Below are 17381 nucleotides of genomic sequence, written 5' to 3'. Positions count from 1 at the left end.
TTTATTAAATAGCTATTTAGGTTTATCGAAAATACCTCTTTTTTCAGAGCGCAAAGATAAATTTTTAAAATATAAAATCAATATTTTTTTTATAAAAAATACTACGATTTTGTTTGATTCCTAAAAGTCAGGCCCAAAATCGCCAAAAAAGTATTTTTTAACAAAATAAAAAAAAGCCAACATGGTCTAAAACCAAGTGGCTCTTTTACTAAAAAAAATTGGCTTTATTGTATTACTTTAGGATATAGTATCTGATACTTTCCTAAATTAACTCCTTTTAAGTTTGATCCGTACTTAAGATTGATCGCCTCTATAAATTTATTTGCGATCAATGCATACCCTCTTGGTGACGGATGCACACCATCTAAAGAAAAGGTTCCTCCTGTTACGAATGTTGATGTCATTGTGTAACCATCTACCACAATTCCGGCAGTAGACAAATCTTCCATCACCTTTTTCGCATCAACAAAAGCTAAACCGTTTGCTTCCTGAGCTGCTTTAATAGTCACATTATAAGCATCTGTAGCTGTTCTGATTTCAGCTATTTCAGTTGGGATCAGAACAAACTTGTCCTGTAACGGATAAGTAATTCCAAACTTGTCTAATGGAGCCGGTGGTGCCATTCCAATTCCTGAATTAGCAGCAGTCGGAGCTGTTCCGATAGCCGATCTTGTGGTTAAAAGCACTAAATCTGTTGCTGTAGCCTGACGTGCCTGACCAAAAACCAACCCATAAAAGGCAGCGGTCTGCGCTCCCACTGAAGGCGTAAGAACTGCTGTAAGCTGTGCGGCTAAATTTGGCAAAGACTCGTCTTTTATCAACAATGGATTTGCAGCAGTAAGAGACAATAATTCAATTCTATTGGTTACACCTAGATAATTTAACGCCCCTTTTAACGGTCCGTACAATTGTGCATTAAGCGCATTAATAGTAGCCGTTCCAACAGCAGCATTCCCATTACCCAAAACCGAAATCGTTAGCGGATTATAAGGAACTGTTGTAAAATGCGGCAGTGTATTGATATATGGCAAGTTTGCCACAACTCCTTTTTTCCCGTTTTTAGATAATTCTGTTGCCAGATTTTTGTAAACTGCATCAAAAGTAGCAGGAGCAGTAATCGGGTTTGATCCGTCTCCACCAGTTGTAGCATACCCTAAAACATCATTACCACCAATCCACAAAGAGAAAAAAGTAGGATTTTGAGCCAAAGCATCTGCCAAAACAGTTGCCGTAGGCGAAGACGCTATTCTACCGAAATAAGGATTAGCAGTAGCATATCCGGCAAACGCTAAATGCGTTGCTTTTGCACCCGGAATACCCATATTACTAAAAGCTCCGGTCAAATGTGTACTAATATCGGTACCCGAAATACCACTTACCGGAACAGGTGTACTTGTTGCTACATCCAAATACAATCTAACACCAAGCGAAGGTACCTGAGCACCTCCCGAAGAAAACCCTCCAAGATTGTCTGCCATAAAAGGAGTTGAAAAAACACCCCCTCCTACTAATGCAAATTGTTGTGCCAGTATATTTGGATAGGCATTTGTCTGACCTGCTTTAAACAAAGCATTATCTGAAAAACCAGCCGCAAAAGAATCTCCTAAAGCTACGTATTTCGAAAAATTAGCTGTCCCCGAGGTCAAGGGCTGTCCATCAGATGAGTTTACTACAGCCGCAGTATCATCATCGCTATTACAGGCCATAAAGGTAATCGAAACCAATAAAAGCCATTTGAAATTTTTTATCATGATTTAGTATGTTTTATAATTATCCTTTTCCGAATTCGAGATTCCAAAAAGCGAATAAAATGTTTGTTACGTCCGTTAATTCAAATTATGGATTGATTGTCCAAGAAGCAAAATACTGTTGACCGATTAATCCGGCACCAAGTACCTGAGCATATTCTTTTCCTCCAATATTTGCAGCTCCCAATTTCACAACTGATTTTAGTTTTGGAAGTGCATAGTTAATCTGTGCATCAATTACAGTAGCCGATTTGATTATACCATCAGCAAATGTAGATTCCCATTTGTATTCGCTGTTCCATCTTCCGCTAACATTAAATCCGAAGTTTTCGAATAATTTCTCATTCCCAACAGATACTTTCACTCTGTGTTTCGGCGTATTGAACCCAGCTTCAAAACTTGGATCTTTTGCCTGATCAAAGTCAAATTGAGCATAGTTGTAATTCACACCTAATTCGTAATCAGCAATTATTTTTTTAGAAAGACCAACACCAAACCCAAACGATTTAATCTCAACATCTGTATTGGTATACAACTGATATGCTCTGTAATTCCCGTTCTGAAGTGCATGAATTGACTTAAGAAACTCAGGATTTGGCACTCCCCCGGAAGCAGTAGGCGAATCTTGTGCAGTACCGTAATATGGCGCTACCACATTTAGATTCCCAATAAAGTGATTATAGATATTGTAATAAGCATTAAGATCAATAGAAACATCATTAATAAAGGAACGATACCCAAGTTCAAATGCCTTAACCTCTTCCGGTTTAACATAATCAACATTTGTTTTTCTCAAAAGCCCCAATGCACCACCAGGATTACTTCCGGCTAATGCGCTAAAAGCATTTACAGAACTTGCTGTATATGAATTACCATAAGCATTTTCCCCATTCATTATCGCTGTTGGTCCACCGGCATAAATCTGACCTTGTGTTGTTGAAACACTTAAAGTCTCAGTAAAACGCAATAAATTATCCGGTGCAGAACCTAACAACACTGCATTTCCAACATTAAATCCAATATACTGATCTTGAGTGGATGGATTTCTGAAACCGGTTTGGAATGATCCCCTGAAATTATGATTCTTTTTCTCTCCTCCGGAATAAACCAAAGACACTCTAGGAGAAAGATTACCATCGAAATTTTTTGATTTATCATAACGAATAGAACCCGTAAATTTCAATCTTTCATCTAAAAACTTTTTCATTACCTGTGTGTAGGCACCATATTCACTGTAATTAATAGGCCCATCTGCATCTGTATAAATCCTGCCGTGAGAATTTAACTCATACAATCTATAAGATCCTCCAACTTGAATTTCAACAACTTTTATCAAATCCTTAAAATTATAATTTAAATCAGAATGGTATATTCTTGAATTATCAACCAGTTTTGAACCTGTAAGCACACTCTCATCAGCAATTACCTGATTAAAAGCATTCTTAAACGCTGATGTTCCCGGTAAAAAACGCCCAGTATCTGCAGTAGCCCTTGCAGCTCTATGAGCATTTTCAGGTGTCATTCCACCTAAAGTTGCTTGCGCATAAGCTCCCGCATACTGACCAAACCAAGTTTTATCATCTTTCCATTTTCTGTTTACATTTATCCCTGTAAATACCATATCATAAGAATGTCCACCATCTTCTGAAGTTGTGTATCCTCTCAAGAAAAAGTTTCTTCCTTTAAATTCGATTTTATGTTGTTGCATAAAAAAGTCATTTAAGTAATATCTATTCGCTCCTTGATAAACCGCATTTCCGGTACCAAACTTACTTTGCCAGATAATTTCTAATCGGTCATCTCCAAAAGGTCTTCCGTGTAATGAAAAATCGATTTTAGTATTTCCGGCTTTGTTGTTGGTAAGATCAATTTCGTTATAACCTGTTCTACTAACATTTGTATTTGGCAATAAATTTACTGCGGCCGCCGGCAATAGACCTAAAGCAGCTAAAGACTGTCCTACGCCTTTTATATTTGTAGAAACTTCGTCTCCGTATACATTTATTCCATCATAGTTAATATTGCTTCTGTCAATTCCCGCAATTGTTTTATCATTATAATTTGTAGCATACCAATCTGTAGCTTCCATATAAGTAAAGTTGGCTTTGGCAGCAAAATATTTATTAAACGCATGTGAAAAGCGCACTCCAAAATCGTAGTAATTATTTACTCCTGCAGCATCTTGTGAGGTCATTCCGTATTTAAAATAAGCAGATACTCCTTGATAATTGAATGGGCTTTTACTATTCATAAATAAAATTCCGTTAAAAGCATTCGCCCCATACAAAGCAGATGATGCACCCGGCAACAACTCAACACTTTGAACATCTATTTCTGAAACACCAATTAAATTCCCTAAAACGAAATTCAAAAGAGGAGATGAATTATCCATACCATCTACCAATTGCATAAAACGGGTATTTGCTACAGTCGCAAAACCTCTTGTATTGATTGATTTAAAAGACATACTACTGGTATTCATCTGTACTTCTTTGAGGTTTTCCAAACCATCATAGAAAGAAGGAGAAGCTGTTTTTTTAATATCCTGAATTCCCATTCTTTCAATAGTTACCGGAGATTCAAGCACTCTCTCAGGAGTTCTGGAAGCAGAAACTACAATCTCATTCAATTTAGTTTCTTCTTCTTTTAACATTACCTCTATTTTTTGATTCAAGGAGGTTACATTGATTGTTTTAGCCTCAAAACCTACAGCCGTCACTTTAATTGTAAAAGGCGGTTTAGTAGAGACATTCAATTTAAATGTACCATCAAAATCGGTAGAAGCTCCGGTAGAACTTCCAACCACGACAATATTAGCACCTGGGATTGCTTGTCTGTTCGCATCGGTAACAGAACCGGTAATTGAATTCTGCGCAAAAGATATTCCGCTGAAAAACAACATAATTAATAAATAGACTCTCATTTGGTTAGTTTTTGTTAGTTTATACTACCAAAATACAAATAATTTCCATATGTATAAAAAAATGTTAAAATAAACTGATATTCGACATGTTTTAATTGATAATTATGACGATTTAGCAATGCCTTTTATTAAATTAAAATCAAATAATAAACCTTATGCAAAACAATTACTATGCACACATATTATTTTTGAAGGAAAAATTACGGATTTACTAAAAATACACCGTTCAGAAAAAAAATCTGATAATAAAAAAAAGCGAGACCTAAATCTCGCTTTTTTAACATTTAATATATTTTAATCTTTTATTCTATTGTAACTGATTTTGTTAGGTTACGTAGTTGATCAACATTATCATGCGCGCTCTTTATTTTTTTCCTAACCTTTCAAATTTACCTATTAACTCATTTAACAATGTCACTTCCTCACTATTAATCAATCCTTCTTGCTGGTAAGGTACAATCACATCTATTACAAAATCATATTCACGAATGTTATTAATCTTTTTTCGCTTTAGGATCTTCACCACCTTATTCTCTCGTTTATAAGGCAAGTTTTGCTTTTTTATTTCTTTCCAAAATTCCTCAACACAATTACCACCACCTTCTTGAAAGTATATAAACACATCATTAATCACATATTTCAAACTCTTCAAAGTCTCATATCGTGGTTCCGGGTTTAAAGCTCTTTCTCTACATTCTAAATAAGCTTCTACAAAAACATCTAATGTTTTAGTGTCCCACTCATTAGGTGTATAATTTCTAAAACAATAAATCGCAATATCAATTACCTTACTTATAGCATTCTTTGCATTTATATAACTATCTTTTGACATGTACTTTTCTAAACTAACAAACTTCCCGACTTAATTCCTTACAAAACCTACACTTTTTTAAACATTTCCGAACTCACCTAAGGCATCACCAGTTCTTATTTTAATTATTTCAACCTCTCTTATTATACAGCATGATGACCAGATAATAATTAAAAACCTAAATACTCCGAGACATTATATTAATCAAAAAGAAAACAAAAAAATGCGACAAAAGTTTGCCACAAAAAAAGCGAGACCTAAATCTCGCTTTTCTAAAATCTATATGTTTTTAGTATCTATTCTACTGTAACTGATTTTGCCAAATTACGTGGCTGATCTACATTACACCCTCTCATTACTGCAATATAGTACGAAAGTAACTGCAATGGTATAGTAGTAATTAGCGGAGATAAAGCATCCGAAGTTTCCGGAATTTCGATCACATAATCCGCTAATTCGCGAACCTGAGTATCCCCTTTGGTCACAACAGCGATAATTTTACCACTACGTGATTTAATTTCCTGGATGTTGCTTACGATCTTATCATAATGACCTTGTTTAGGTGCAATTACAATTACCGGCATATGCTCATCAATCAAGGCAATTGGACCGTGCTTCATTTCTGCCGCCGGATATCCTTCTGCATGAATATAAGAGATCTCTTTAAGTTTTAAAGCACCTTCAAGCGCTACAGGGAAATTATACCCACGACCTAAATACAAACAGTTTGGAGCATCTTTAAAAGCTGCTGCAATCTCCTTTGCACGATCGTTTGTTTCTAATGCTTCGGCTACTTTCTCTGGGATTATCTCTAATTCCTGTAAGTAGGCATGAAAATCACTATTTGATAAAGTTCCTTTAGCTTTACCTAATCGCAAAGCAATCATTGTTAAAACCGTAATCTGAGTTGTAAATGCCTTAGTTGAAGCTACTCCAATTTCAGGACCTGCGTGTGTATAAGCACCTGCATGGCTTTCTCTTGAAATAGAAGAACCTACCACATTACAAACTCCGAATACAAAAGCACCGTTTTCTTTTGCTAATTTAATAGCCGCCATAGTATCAGCCGTTTCTCCTGATTGAGAAATAGCGATTACCACATCATCTTTATTGATAATCGGATTACGGTATCTGAATTCAGAAGCATATTCTACTTCAACCGGAATACGAGTGAATTCTTCAAAGATATACTCAGCCACTAAACCGGCATGCCAAGAAGTTCCACAAGCCACGATTAAAATACGCTTTGCATTTAAGAATTTCTCAATATTATCCTCAACACCAGCCATCTGAACAATTCCTTCATTTGCATGAAGTCTTCCTCTGTATGTATCCTTAATTACACTTGGTTGCTCGTAGATCTCTTTTAACATAAAGTGATCATAGCCTCCTTTTTCAATCTGCTCCAAATTCATCTGAAGCTGCTGAATGTAAGGATCAACCAAAGAATCATCCTTTATTTTTCTAACTTTAAGTGGTTTATGCAATCTGATGTTTGCCATTTCACCATCCTCAAGATAAATTGCATTTGACGTATACTCAATAAAAGGAGATGCATCAGAAGCAATAAAAAATTCACCTTCTCCAACACCAATAGCCAAAGGGCTACCTAGTCTTGCCGCCACAATTTCATTTGGATTCTTTTTATCAAAAACCGCAATTGCGTAAGCACCCACAACCTGATTTAAAGCAATCTGAACTGCTTTACCAAGTTTGATACCTTCATTTTTCTGCACTTCTTCAATCAGATTTACCAACACTTCTGTATCCGTATCTGATTTAAAAGTATAGCCTCTTTTTATTAATTCTTCTTTAAGAGGTGCATAATTCTCAATAATTCCATTATGAATAATTACCAATTCTCCGGAATTAGAAAGATGTGGGTGCGAATTCACATCATTTGGCACCCCATGAGTTGCCCAACGGGTATGTCCGATTCCTATAGTTCCGTTTGTACTAAATCCTTCTTTAGTCTTAGCTTCAAGATCTGAAACCTTACCTTTTGTTTTACAAAGTTTTATGCTATCCTGGCCGTCATACAACATAACCCCGGCACTATCATATCCTCTGTATTCGAGTCGTTTTAATCCCTTAATAATAATAGGATACGCCTCTCTATGACCTATATATCCAACAATTCCACACATATATATTTATTAATTTGGTTTCGTGTAGTAAACTTCAAGCCTCAACCTTTTAGCCTCAGGAACCGTGGATGTTCCTCCAAACAATACTGTTCCTAACGGACTTATAACGGATGCTTTTGGCGCATCAGTAATAAAATTATTTTTCAATTTCAATTTATTTGAACCGGCCGTACTTATATCTCCGGTAACCACCAAGCCCAATTTAACATTAACTGCCGTAGTGTTTCTTATAATATTTCGAATATGATTTGTTAGCCTGATTTTATAAGTAGTTCCCTTTTTACTGGTAGGATCAACATTAATTATACCACTATACACTACTTTCCCCATCGCTGCTCCACTACCGGTAGCATCTGTTAAATAGTCTAAAATAGGGGTGTTATTTGTTAAATCATACAAATAAATTCTTTTAGGTTCACGAGTACCAGCTGTTGCATCCGGTATTCCAAGCATCTTCTCTGAGTCAATATGAAAAACTAAATTAGCTTCATTAACCATCCATTTTTTTTCTCTAATATCTTTTAAGTTTGAACCAAAATCCTTAAGCTCAATAATAGCGAGTGATCCCTGACCTCCTTTTAAATAAAGAGATTCATCGCCAAGAATTTCATTTTTTGAATCTAATGCGCTTTGATAAGTCGGTACCTTAGCATCATTCAACAAACTTGCTGTTGCACCACTTAGGTTAATAACCATAGATTTATCCTCTGTTGTAGCTTCCGGATCCGTAGTGCTATCCGTTTTCACTTTGTATTTTATCGTAATTTTCCCTTGCGCAAAATTCAACAAAGCCATATTTCCAGGACTACCGACTGCTTTTTCAACTTTAAAATACAAGCCTTTAAAATACTGTTGAAACACATCTTGCGAAGAAAGATTTGCAGCAGTCGCTTTTAAAATTTTAGTTTTAAAAAATTCCTTATTCAAATTCAGACGCATTTGGGGAATAGCTTTAGTTGTAGTTATCACACCCGTCGTCGGGTCTCTTACATCATCAGAACGCTCAGATGAATCAAAAAAGAACTCCGCATTTTGTGACTTATCGCCACTATCATTCAAAAGTTTACCGCTATTCACCTGATCTTTAAATGTGTTAAAATCAGCATTTTGATCCGTATAGTACAACTGTGCAAACTGAGATCCGTTATCAAAATAAGAAGAACGCATTTGAACACCTGATTCATAAACACTTAATTTAAACTTTTCTCCGGGTTTACCATAAATAGAATCTAACACATAAGTCGTTACACCATTATTAGTACTTGTCGCATGGCTAAAATAAGGGATAGATAGTGTTACAGTTTCAACTTCCGGATTAGGATCCTTACTAATAGTCGGAGCGTAACTCTCAAGTGCAACCTGAGTAGCATAACTCGCTGTTCGCTCTCCAAAAACACCATCGTTATAAATACCTAAAGCACTATTTGTGAATGCATTTGACTGAATCGGACTAATTTCCTGATCGTAAGCCACAACATCGTATTTTTCAGATTCTAATCCGAAATGATTATCTCCAATCAAATCGTCGCCAATGGCGTTAAAATCTTTGTCACAAGAATATAAAAGAACAACTGATGCAATTAATAGCGTTTTCTTAAAAAAAGAAGTATTATACATGTTTTATAATAATGTTAAAATTTAAAGACCCATACTTTTGTAGAAATTTGTATACGCATCAGCGAATGCATCTTTCGTGGCGAAAGGTAAAAAAGGTTTTCCTGAAGATTCTATAAATTTTGTTAAACTTGAAGATACGTTCGGTGATGCAATAATGACAGCATCAGAATGCAATATACTGGCCTTTAAAATATTCTCATAATTTGGTGTTTCCAAATCAGCTACTGATTCGTGTGGCACACCATCAAATTTCACCTTGTTAATCATTTCCAAATCTAAATTTTCATCAAATGACTGTCCGTAAACAGAAGTCACAATTTTAGTTTCAGAAAACAATGCTTCATTTTTGTAATAATGTTTCATATAAATTGGAAGCATAGCGGCTAACCAACCATGAACATGAATAATATCAGGAACCCAATTGAGTTTTTTTACGGTTTCTACAACTCCTTTGGCAAAAAAGATCGCTCTCTCATCATTATCAGGATACAAAACCCCTTCTTCGTCAGCAAAAGTTGCTTTACGTTTAAAATACTCATCATTATCTATAAAATAGACCTGAATTCTTTCTTTAGGAATTGAGGCAACTTTAATAATCAATGGCATATCCAAATCATTCACTACCAAATTCATTCCTGAAAGTCTAATTACTTCGTGTAACTGATGTCTTCTTTCGTTGATGTTTCCATATCTTGGCATGAAAATTCTTATCTGACCGCCTTGATCATTAATCATTTTCGGCACGTCATAAGACATTAAAGAAACCTCATTTTCAGCCAAATAAGGCACGACTTCAGATGATACATATAATATCCTCTTATCTTTCATAATAGTATTTTACTTAATTTTTGGTAATAAAAACGTTGCAAAATTACAAAATTTTATGCAGTTATTAACTAATATATTATGTTTGCACTAAATTTTAATAATACCGACATGCATATTTTCTACGGTAAAGTAGCTTTGATAGCCTATTTAAAAACTATCAAAACCACAAATTCGACCATCGGATTTGTACCAACAATGGGCGCTTTACACCAGGGGCATCTGGCTTTAATGCAGAGATCTCTTAAAGAAAACGACGATACTGTAGTTAGTATTTTCGTAAATCCAACTCAGTTTAACAATCCTGAAGATTTGGCAAAATATCCTAGAACTCTCGAAGAAGACGTCAAAAAAATGCGTGTTCTGAGCGACAAAATAATTCTATATGCTCCGTCTGTAGAGGATATTTATGAAGGCGATACGGTTTCTCAGCATTTTGATTTCGACGGATTAGAAAATCAAATGGAAGGAAAATTCAGACCCGGACATTTTGATGGAGTCGGAACAATTGTAAAACGCTTGTTCGAAATTGTAACCCCGACAAATGCTTATTTTGGAGAGAAAGATTTTCAGCAATTGCAAATCGTCAAAAAAATGGTAGAAAAAAACAATATGCCGGTAAATGTTGTTGGTTGTCCTATTTTCAGAGAAGACAATCAACTTGCAATGAGCTCCCGAAATGAACGTTTAACACCGGAAGAAAGAAAAGAAGCTGCCCTAATTTACAAAACTTTGACAGCTGCTAAAGAACTTTTTCAAACCAGTACTCCCGAGGAAACTATTGCCTTTGTTGAAGAATCTTTCCAAAACAATGAGCGGTTTACCTTAGAATATTTTGTTATTGCTGATGAAGCTACCTTATTACCTATCGACCACAGAAATAAAGACAAAAACTACCGTGCGTTTATAGCGGTATTTGTTAATTCTATAAGACTGATTGACACCATTTCATTAAATTAAATTACCTTTGCACCATGCAAATTCAAGTTATAAAATCCAAAATTCACCGTGTGAAAGTAACGGGAGCCGATTTAAATTATATTGGCAGTATTACTATTGACGAAACACTACTGGAAGCTTCAAACATTATTGAAGGCGAAAAAGTAGCTATTGTAAATATCAATAATGGCGAACGCTTTGAAACTTATGCTATTAAAGGAGAACGAAATTCAGGTGATATTACCCTGAATGGTCCTGCAGCCAGAAAAGTTCAAAAAGACGATATCATCATCATCATATCTTATGCAACCCTGGAATTTGAAGAAGCTAAAACCTTCAAACCGTGGATCATTTTCCCTAATGAAAACGATAATTCGCTAACCTAAGCTTTTCTTTTACACCGTATTTCTTCAGCATTTGATATTTTTTTTATCAGAGAGGAATTCTTTTACCCCTATCCAAAGTAAATAGTAAGTGATAATTAAGGCATTACCGTTTTTAGAATTCCGAAATACTAAAAAAGCAAATAAAATGTTATATTGCTACACTATTTCAATACTTTTTAATTCACTGAAATGCCCCAAATCATGAAAAAAGTTTACCTACTACTTACGTTAATTTCAATTTCTGTTTTCTCTCAGAAAAAGTTTGACAACATCAAATCAGAGAAACTGGGAGAAGAAAGAAGAATCACTATCGGACTTCCTGCCTCTTACGAAGCTAATCCCGAAAAAAAATACCCGGTTTTATACTTATTAGACGGCGATTATTTATTTGATCCGTTCTCAGGAGCTGTAAATTATGGTGTTTATTGGGACGATTTACCCGAAATGATTATTATTGGTGTTCATCAAAACAAAGATGGCGAACGCTACGACGATACTACTATTGATCAAAACACCGGATTGCCTTTTGAAAAGGGAGCTGATTTTTTTGAATTTATTGGCGCTGAATTAGTTCCTTATATTGAAAAAAAATACCGCACCTCTCCTTTCAGACTTATTGCCGGACATGATACAACAGCCAGTTTTATCAATTTTTATTTGTACAAAGAACAACCTCTTTTTAATGCCTATATTTGTTTAAGTCCAGAACTTGCTCCTAAAATGGAAGTTCGAATTCCGGAACAACTAGCAAAACTAAAAACACCATTCTTTTACTATCTTTCGGTAGCCGACGGTGATATCAAAAAGATCAAAGAACCAATAGAGAAATTAGATGGCAACATTAAAATTGCCAATAATCCGTTGATAAATTACAAATACGATCTTTTTAAAAATACCACTCATTACACCGAAGTTCTGCATTCGATACCAAGTGCGTTATATCAAATTTTTGAGGCTTACAGACCGATAAACTCAGACGAATACAACAACAAAATTGCAATCCTCGAAACTGGTTACGCCGATTACCTGGAAAACAAGTACAATGAAATGTCTAAAGTTTTAGGAGTCCAGATTCCGGTTAGAATGACCGACTTTAAAGTAATTGAGAACATTATATTAAAAAAGAATGCTTACGACGAATTAGGCAAAATGGCAGAAATCGGAAATGTCAATTATCCTAAAGCAATGTTGGGTGAATACGAGCTAGGATTGATGTACGAAAAAATGGGTGACCCGAAAAGAGCCTCAAAAAAATACCAAAATGCTTCCCAAATGGAGCCTATTGGAGATTTGAATAAGGATGTGATGTATGAGAAAATTGACGAAATGAATACGCTTTCAAAAAAACCATAACTAATGTCAAAAGTTAAAACTTCTTTTTTTTGCCAGAACTGCGGAACTCAATATGCCAAATGGCAAGGACAATGTAATGCCTGCAAAGAATGGAATACTATAGCCGAGGAAATTATTCAAAAACAGGAAAAAGTAGCCTGGAAGAGCGAACCCACTCCAACGGGTAAAGCACCACGTCCGTTAAAGATTAATGAAATTGATTCGGCTCAGGAGATTCGAATGAATACAACCGACGGAGAACTTAACCGTGTTCTTGGCGGTGGTCTTGTTCCTGGTTCTTTAACACTTTTGGGAGGAGAGCCCGGAATTGGAAAGAGTACACTTTTACTTCAGATCTCCCTAAAATTACCTTATAAAACACTATACGTTTCCGGTGAAGAAAGTCAGAAACAAATAAAAATGCGTGCCGAAAGAATCACGCCGGATAGTGACAACTGTTATATATTGACCGAGACCAAAACGCAGAACATCTTCAAACAGATCGAAGCGATGGCACCTGAAATTGTTATTATTGACTCGATTCAGACTTTACATACGGATTATATCGAATCAACTGCCGGAAGTATCTCTCAGATTAGAGAAACCACTGCCGAACTGATCAAGTTTGCCAAAGAAACCAACATTCCGGTTATTCTGATTGGACATATAACGAAAGACGGAAACATTGCAGGTCCAAAAATCCTGGAGCATATGGTCGATACCGTTTTACAATTTGAAGGCGACCGAAATCATGTGTATCGAATTTTACGTTCGTTAAAAAACCGTTTCGGATCAACAGCCGAACTGGGGATTTACGAAATGTTAGGAAGTGGTTTACGGGAAGTAAGCAACCCATCAGAAATATTAATTTCACATAAAGACGAAGAATTATCGGGAACTGCGATTGCCAGCACTCTTGAAGGCATGCGCCCGTTGATGATCGAAATACAATCGCTTGTAAGTACGGCAGTTTACGGAACTCCACAACGAAGCACAACCGGTTATAACGCCAAAAGATTAAACATGATTCTGGCCGTTTTAGAAAAAAGAGCCGGATTTCGTTTAGGCGCTAAAGACGTTTTCCTCAATGTAACGGGAGGAATTTCTGTAGATGATCCCGCGATTGACTTAGCGGTCGTTGCAGCCATCTTGTCTTCAAACGAAGATATTCCGGTAACAAAAGGATTTTGTTTTGCAGGTGAAGTTGGCTTATCGGGAGAAATTCGTCCGGTAAATCGGGTAGATCAAAGAATTCAGGAAGCCGAAAAATTAGGTTTCAATACTATCTTTGTTTCCAAATACAATAAAATTGCCTTAAAAAACACAGGAATCAAAATTGAACTCGTGGCTAAAATTGAAGATGTAGCCAGTATTCTTTTTGGTTAATTTTCTATAAACCTACTTTATGAAATTTCCAAAACAAAAAATAAAAAAAGCACTCTTAATACTAGCCCTGGTATTAGCAGTGCTTTTTTTAGGATTTTACTTTTTCCGTGATTCGCTTTTAAAACAAGCCATTGCAAAAGTAACCCGCAAAATGAATGTGGAATACAACAGTACTTTTTCTGTAAAATCTGCTTCTTTTGAAGGTTTATCCGGCATTAAATTGACGGATGTGATTCTGGCTCCAAAAAATGCGGACACTCTTTTTCATATTCAAAAAATAGAAACCAGCGTTAGCTTGTCTAATTTATTAATTGGTGACGTTCAGGTTGGCACTTTAAAAATAGATAACGGATACATTCAATTGGTCAAAAAAGGAAAAATCCGCAACTTTGATGCGTTTCTTAAAAAAGACCCTTCCGATACCGATAAAAACGAAAAACGCAAGTATGCTACTTTTGCTTATCGTATTATCTCCAAATTGCTGAATTTGGTTCCTACGGATATGAAATTGGAAAACCTGATTTTTAAGATTGACGACAATGGCAAAAAAACGTCTGTTGCCATAAATAAACTCGTTTTAAACAACAAACAACTCGAAACCAATCTCCATGTACAAAGCAAAGATTTTGACCAGCGTTGGAACATAAAAGGATTTGCTGATCCAAGAAACAAAAAAGCAGACATTCGTTTTTTCAATTTAGACACCGGCGCTATAAAAGTTCCGTATTTGGATGAACGTTATAATCTAAAAGCGAGTTTTGATTCTATACGTCTGAATGTAGAAAACATTGAGAAAAGCGGAAGCGAATTGCACATTGACGGTTACACTTCGATTTCAAATCTAAAAATAAATCACCCTAAAATCGCCAGCAAGGATGTAGTGATTAAAAATGCGCGTTTTGACTATCGTTTCTTATTGGGTAATGATTTTATCTCGATCGACAGTACTTCGACCATGCAGTTGAACAAAATAAAAGTGCGTCCATATGTTTCTTATAATACAGAATCAGATACCATCTACACCTTAAAAGTTGCTATTCCGAAAATGAAAGCGCAGGATTTTATTGTCTCGCTTCCCGATGGATTGTTTACTCATTTTCAGGGAATGGAAGCAACAGGGAATTTTGATTACAAACTAGATTTCAAATTCAACAAAAACAAACCTAACACGCTGGTTTTTGACAGTAAACTAAACAAAGAAGATTTAAGAATTACAAAGTATGGGGAGGCTGACTTGAATAAATTAAATGGTGAATTTGTATATCGCGCTATTATTCAAAATGTAATGCAGCGTCCGGTTTTAGTTGGAAATGGAAATCCAAATTACACACCTTTAGACCAGATTTCGCCTTATTTAAGGAAATGTGTTTTAACGACGGAAGACCCTTCGTTCTTTTCGCATCGTGGCTTTATCAATGAAGCGTTTAAACAATCGATTCTAAAAAACATCCGAACCAAAAAATTCTCGCGTGGCGCCAGCACCATCAGCATGCAGCTGATTAAAAATGTCTTTTTGACGCGTGAAAAAACCCTTTCACGCAAACTTGAAGAAATTTTATTGGTTTATATCTTAGAAAATAACCGCATCGCAAGCAAAGAAAGAATGCTCGAAGTGTATTTCAACATTATCGAATGGGGACCTAACGTATACGGAATTGGAGAGGCGAGTCATTTTTATTTCCAGAAAAGTCCGTCGGCTTTAAATGTTGATGAATGTTTATATTTAGCGACGATTATTCCTAAACCACGAAAATTCATGTACCAGTTTAATGACCAGGGTAATTTGAAAGACTACGCCATAAAGAATCAGAAATTCTTACGGAATTTGATGTTTCGCAGGGGTCTTTTAATTCCCGAAGATACTATTGGACAATTACCGGTTTATATATCCGGAAATGCCCGTTCGTTATTGCGAATTAAAGCACCGGATTCAACAGCGGTTCCTGTTGATTCTTTATCAGTAGATGACGAATTTGATCTTTAAAAATTATACAATTAAGCCCGACAGGTTTTTGAAACCTGTCGGGTTTAGTTTTATATTACGGTGCCGGATCGGGAATTATTGCCTGAACTTCATTAATTTCAGCAATAATTTCTTTGGAAAGCACCACATCAATTGTATCGATGTTTTCTTTTAATTGTTCCAAAGTTGTAGCTCCAATAATCGCACTGGTCAAAAATGGCTGTTGTAACACAAATCCCATTGCCAATTGAGTCAGAGTTAAACCGTGTTTGTGTGCAATTTCCTGATACAAACGGGTAGCCTGTGTACATTGCTCACTGTTATAGCGCGTGTATTGCGGGAAAAGTTTGATTCTTGCATTTGGATGTTCTTCTCCGGTTAAGAATTTACCGGTCAATACACCAAACGCCAAAGGAGAGTAAGCCAATAAACCGATATTTTCATATTTTGAAACTTCAGCAGAACCCACCTCAAAAAGACGATTCAATAACGAATACGGATTTTGAACGGTTTTGATTCTTGGCAGATTATTGTATTTACTTTCTTCCAGCAAACGCATCATTCCCCACGCATTTTCATTAGAAACTCCAATGTGTTTTATTTTTCCTTCTTTGATCAATACATCAAAAGTCTCCAGAATTTCTCTGAAGTTATCTTCCCAAACATCATCATGACCGTTAAAAGCACGTTGCCCAAAATAATTGGTTTTTCGTTCCGGCCAATGCATTTGGTACAAGTCGATATAGTCGGTCTGAAGGCGTTTTAAGCTATTTTCTACCGCATATTTAATACTAGCAGGCGAGAAATCTAATTGATCTCTCATATAGGTGAAACCCGGATTTGGACCTGCAATTTTGCTAGCCAAAACTACTTTATCACGATTGCCTGATTTTTTAAACCAGGAACCAATGACTTTTTCGGTACTTCCATAAGTTTCCTGACGCGCCGGAACCGAATACATTTCGGCAGTATCAAAAAAATTCACTCCTCTTTCGAGTGCGTAATCCATTTGAGCATGTCCCTCGGCTTCTGTGTTTTGCTGACCAAAAGTCATTGTACCAAGATTGATTTTACTAACTTTTATATCGGTGTGCGGTAACGTTGTGTATTTCATTTTTTTTCTTGAGGTTCTAAGTTACTAAGTTTCTGAGGCTCTGAGATTGCCTGTTCTGAATTATAAGACTTCAAATATACAAAGGGAATTAGCAATGGGGAGTAGGACAAAAGTTAAAAAAAAGTTACACTTTTTTTTAAAGGTGCTGAGGTGCTGAGTTGCTAAGGTGCTGAGTTTTTCTATTTGAAAC

General features: G+C 35.9%; 12 protein-coding genes. 5 read left to right on the top strand and 7 right to left on the bottom strand.

Annotation, left to right across the window (positions count from 1 at the left end; all coding sequences use genetic code 11):
• Positions 1-224: 224 nt before the first annotated feature.
• The 6 genes from ACHRV3_RS16910 to ACHRV3_RS16885 all read right to left on the bottom strand — a co-directional run bounded on the left by ACHRV3_RS16910 (position 225) and on the right by ACHRV3_RS16885 (position 10074).
• Entirely contained in the window at positions 225-1751 is a 1527-nt protein-coding gene (locus ACHRV3_RS16910) for a G-D-S-L family lipolytic protein (RefSeq protein ID WP_395435447.1), read from the bottom strand.
• An 85-nt stretch (positions 1752-1836) separates the two neighbouring features.
• Positions 1837-4671 (bottom strand): TonB-dependent receptor domain-containing protein, encoded by a 2835-nt coding sequence (locus tag ACHRV3_RS16905; protein WP_395435448.1) that lies wholly within the window; start codon positions 4669-4671, stop codon positions 1837-1839.
• Between the two features lie 364 nt (positions 4672-5035).
• A complete protein-coding gene (locus tag ACHRV3_RS16900) occupies positions 5036-5503 on the bottom strand; it encodes a hypothetical protein (RefSeq protein WP_395435449.1) in 468 nt (155 codons plus the stop codon).
• 275 nt (positions 5504-5778) lie between these two features.
• Positions 5779-7629: a glutamine--fructose-6-phosphate transaminase (isomerizing) gene (gene glmS, locus ACHRV3_RS16895; RefSeq protein ID WP_230003857.1), complete on the bottom strand. Its 1851-nt coding sequence runs from the start codon at positions 7627-7629 to the stop codon at positions 5779-5781.
• Between the two features lie 9 nt (positions 7630-7638).
• Complete coding sequence (locus ACHRV3_RS16890) at positions 7639-9246, bottom strand: DUF4270 domain-containing protein (protein ID WP_395435450.1); 1608 nt, start codon at positions 9244-9246, stop codon at positions 7639-7641.
• 21 nt (positions 9247-9267) lie between these two features.
• The gene (locus tag ACHRV3_RS16885; protein WP_230003861.1) at positions 9268-10074 is read right to left on the bottom strand and encodes a glycogen/starch synthase; all 807 of its coding nucleotides are present in this window, start codon (positions 10072-10074) and stop codon (positions 9268-9270) included.
• Between the two features lie 78 nt (positions 10075-10152).
• Between ACHRV3_RS16885 and panC the strand changes: the two genes are divergently transcribed.
• From panC to ACHRV3_RS16860, 5 genes are all read left to right on the top strand, one after another.
• The gene (gene panC / locus ACHRV3_RS16880; RefSeq protein WP_395435451.1) at positions 10153-11031 is read left to right on the top strand and encodes a pantoate--beta-alanine ligase; all 879 of its coding nucleotides are present in this window, start codon (positions 10153-10155) and stop codon (positions 11029-11031) included.
• Positions 11032-11045: 14 nt separating this feature from the next.
• Positions 11046-11396 (top strand): aspartate 1-decarboxylase, encoded by a 351-nt coding sequence (gene panD / locus ACHRV3_RS16875; protein WP_047777048.1) that lies wholly within the window; start codon positions 11046-11048, stop codon positions 11394-11396.
• 201 nt (positions 11397-11597) lie between these two features.
• The gene (locus ACHRV3_RS16870) at positions 11598-12749 is read left to right on the top strand and encodes an alpha/beta hydrolase (RefSeq protein WP_047777046.1); all 1152 of its coding nucleotides are present in this window, start codon (positions 11598-11600) and stop codon (positions 12747-12749) included.
• A 3-nt stretch (positions 12750-12752) separates the two neighbouring features.
• Positions 12753-14114 carry a DNA repair protein RadA gene (gene radA / locus ACHRV3_RS16865; protein ID WP_230003866.1) on the top strand — a complete coding sequence of 454 codons (1362 nt, stop codon included), beginning with the start codon at positions 12753-12755 and terminating at the stop codon, positions 14112-14114.
• A 19-nt stretch (positions 14115-14133) separates the two neighbouring features.
• Positions 14134-16098 carry a transglycosylase domain-containing protein gene (locus tag ACHRV3_RS16860; protein WP_395435452.1) on the top strand — a complete coding sequence of 655 codons (1965 nt, stop codon included), beginning with the start codon at positions 14134-14136 and terminating at the stop codon, positions 16096-16098.
• 55 nt (positions 16099-16153) lie between these two features.
• On the opposite strand, the gene ACHRV3_RS16855 is transcribed toward ACHRV3_RS16860, so the two are convergent.
• Positions 16154-17191, bottom strand: coding sequence for an NADP(H)-dependent aldo-keto reductase (locus ACHRV3_RS16855; RefSeq protein ID WP_395435453.1), 1038 nt, complete (start codon positions 17189-17191; stop codon positions 16154-16156).
• Positions 17192-17381: the final 190 nt, after the last annotated feature.

Source organism: Flavobacterium sp. FlaQc-49 (assembly GCF_044005985.1).
In the GTDB taxonomy this organism is placed as follows: Bacteria; Bacteroidota; Bacteroidia; order Flavobacteriales; family Flavobacteriaceae; genus Flavobacterium; species Flavobacterium cupriresistens.
The sequence above is the reverse complement of the archived record's forward strand: the minus strand, read 5'-3'. Positions and strand labels throughout refer to the sequence as shown.

Excerpts from the sequence above, each read along its gene's own strand:
- ACHRV3_RS16905 (WP_395435448.1), bottom strand. The coding sequence starts at position 4,671 with ATGAGAGTCTATTTATTAATTATGTTGTTTTTCAGCGGAATATCTTTT.
- panC (WP_395435451.1), top strand. The coding sequence starts at position 10,153 with ATGTTTGCACTAAATTTTAATAATACCGACATGCATATTTTCTACGGT.
- ACHRV3_RS16890 (WP_395435450.1), bottom strand. The coding sequence starts at position 9,246 with ATGTATAATACTTCTTTTTTTAAGAAAACGCTATTAATTGCATCAGTT.
- ACHRV3_RS16885 (WP_230003861.1), bottom strand. The coding sequence starts at position 10,074 with ATGAAAGATAAGAGGATATTATATGTATCATCTGAAGTCGTGCCTTAT.
- ACHRV3_RS16855 (WP_395435453.1), bottom strand. The coding sequence starts at position 17,191 with ATGAAATACACAACGTTACCGCACACCGATATAAAAGTTAGTAAAATC.
- ACHRV3_RS16910 (WP_395435447.1), bottom strand. The coding sequence starts at position 1,751 with ATGATAAAAAATTTCAAATGGCTTTTATTGGTTTCGATTACCTTTATG.
- ACHRV3_RS16860 (WP_395435452.1), top strand. The coding sequence starts at position 14,134 with ATGAAATTTCCAAAACAAAAAATAAAAAAAGCACTCTTAATACTAGCC.
- ACHRV3_RS16900 (WP_395435449.1), bottom strand. The coding sequence starts at position 5,503 with ATGTCAAAAGATAGTTATATAAATGCAAAGAATGCTATAAGTAAGGTA.
- radA (WP_230003866.1), top strand. The coding sequence starts at position 12,753 with ATGTCAAAAGTTAAAACTTCTTTTTTTTGCCAGAACTGCGGAACTCAA.
- ACHRV3_RS16870 (WP_047777046.1), top strand. The coding sequence starts at position 11,598 with ATGAAAAAAGTTTACCTACTACTTACGTTAATTTCAATTTCTGTTTTC.
- glmS (WP_230003857.1), bottom strand. The coding sequence starts at position 7,629 with ATGTGTGGAATTGTTGGATATATAGGTCATAGAGAGGCGTATCCTATT.
- panD (WP_047777048.1), top strand. The coding sequence starts at position 11,046 with ATGCAAATTCAAGTTATAAAATCCAAAATTCACCGTGTGAAAGTAACG.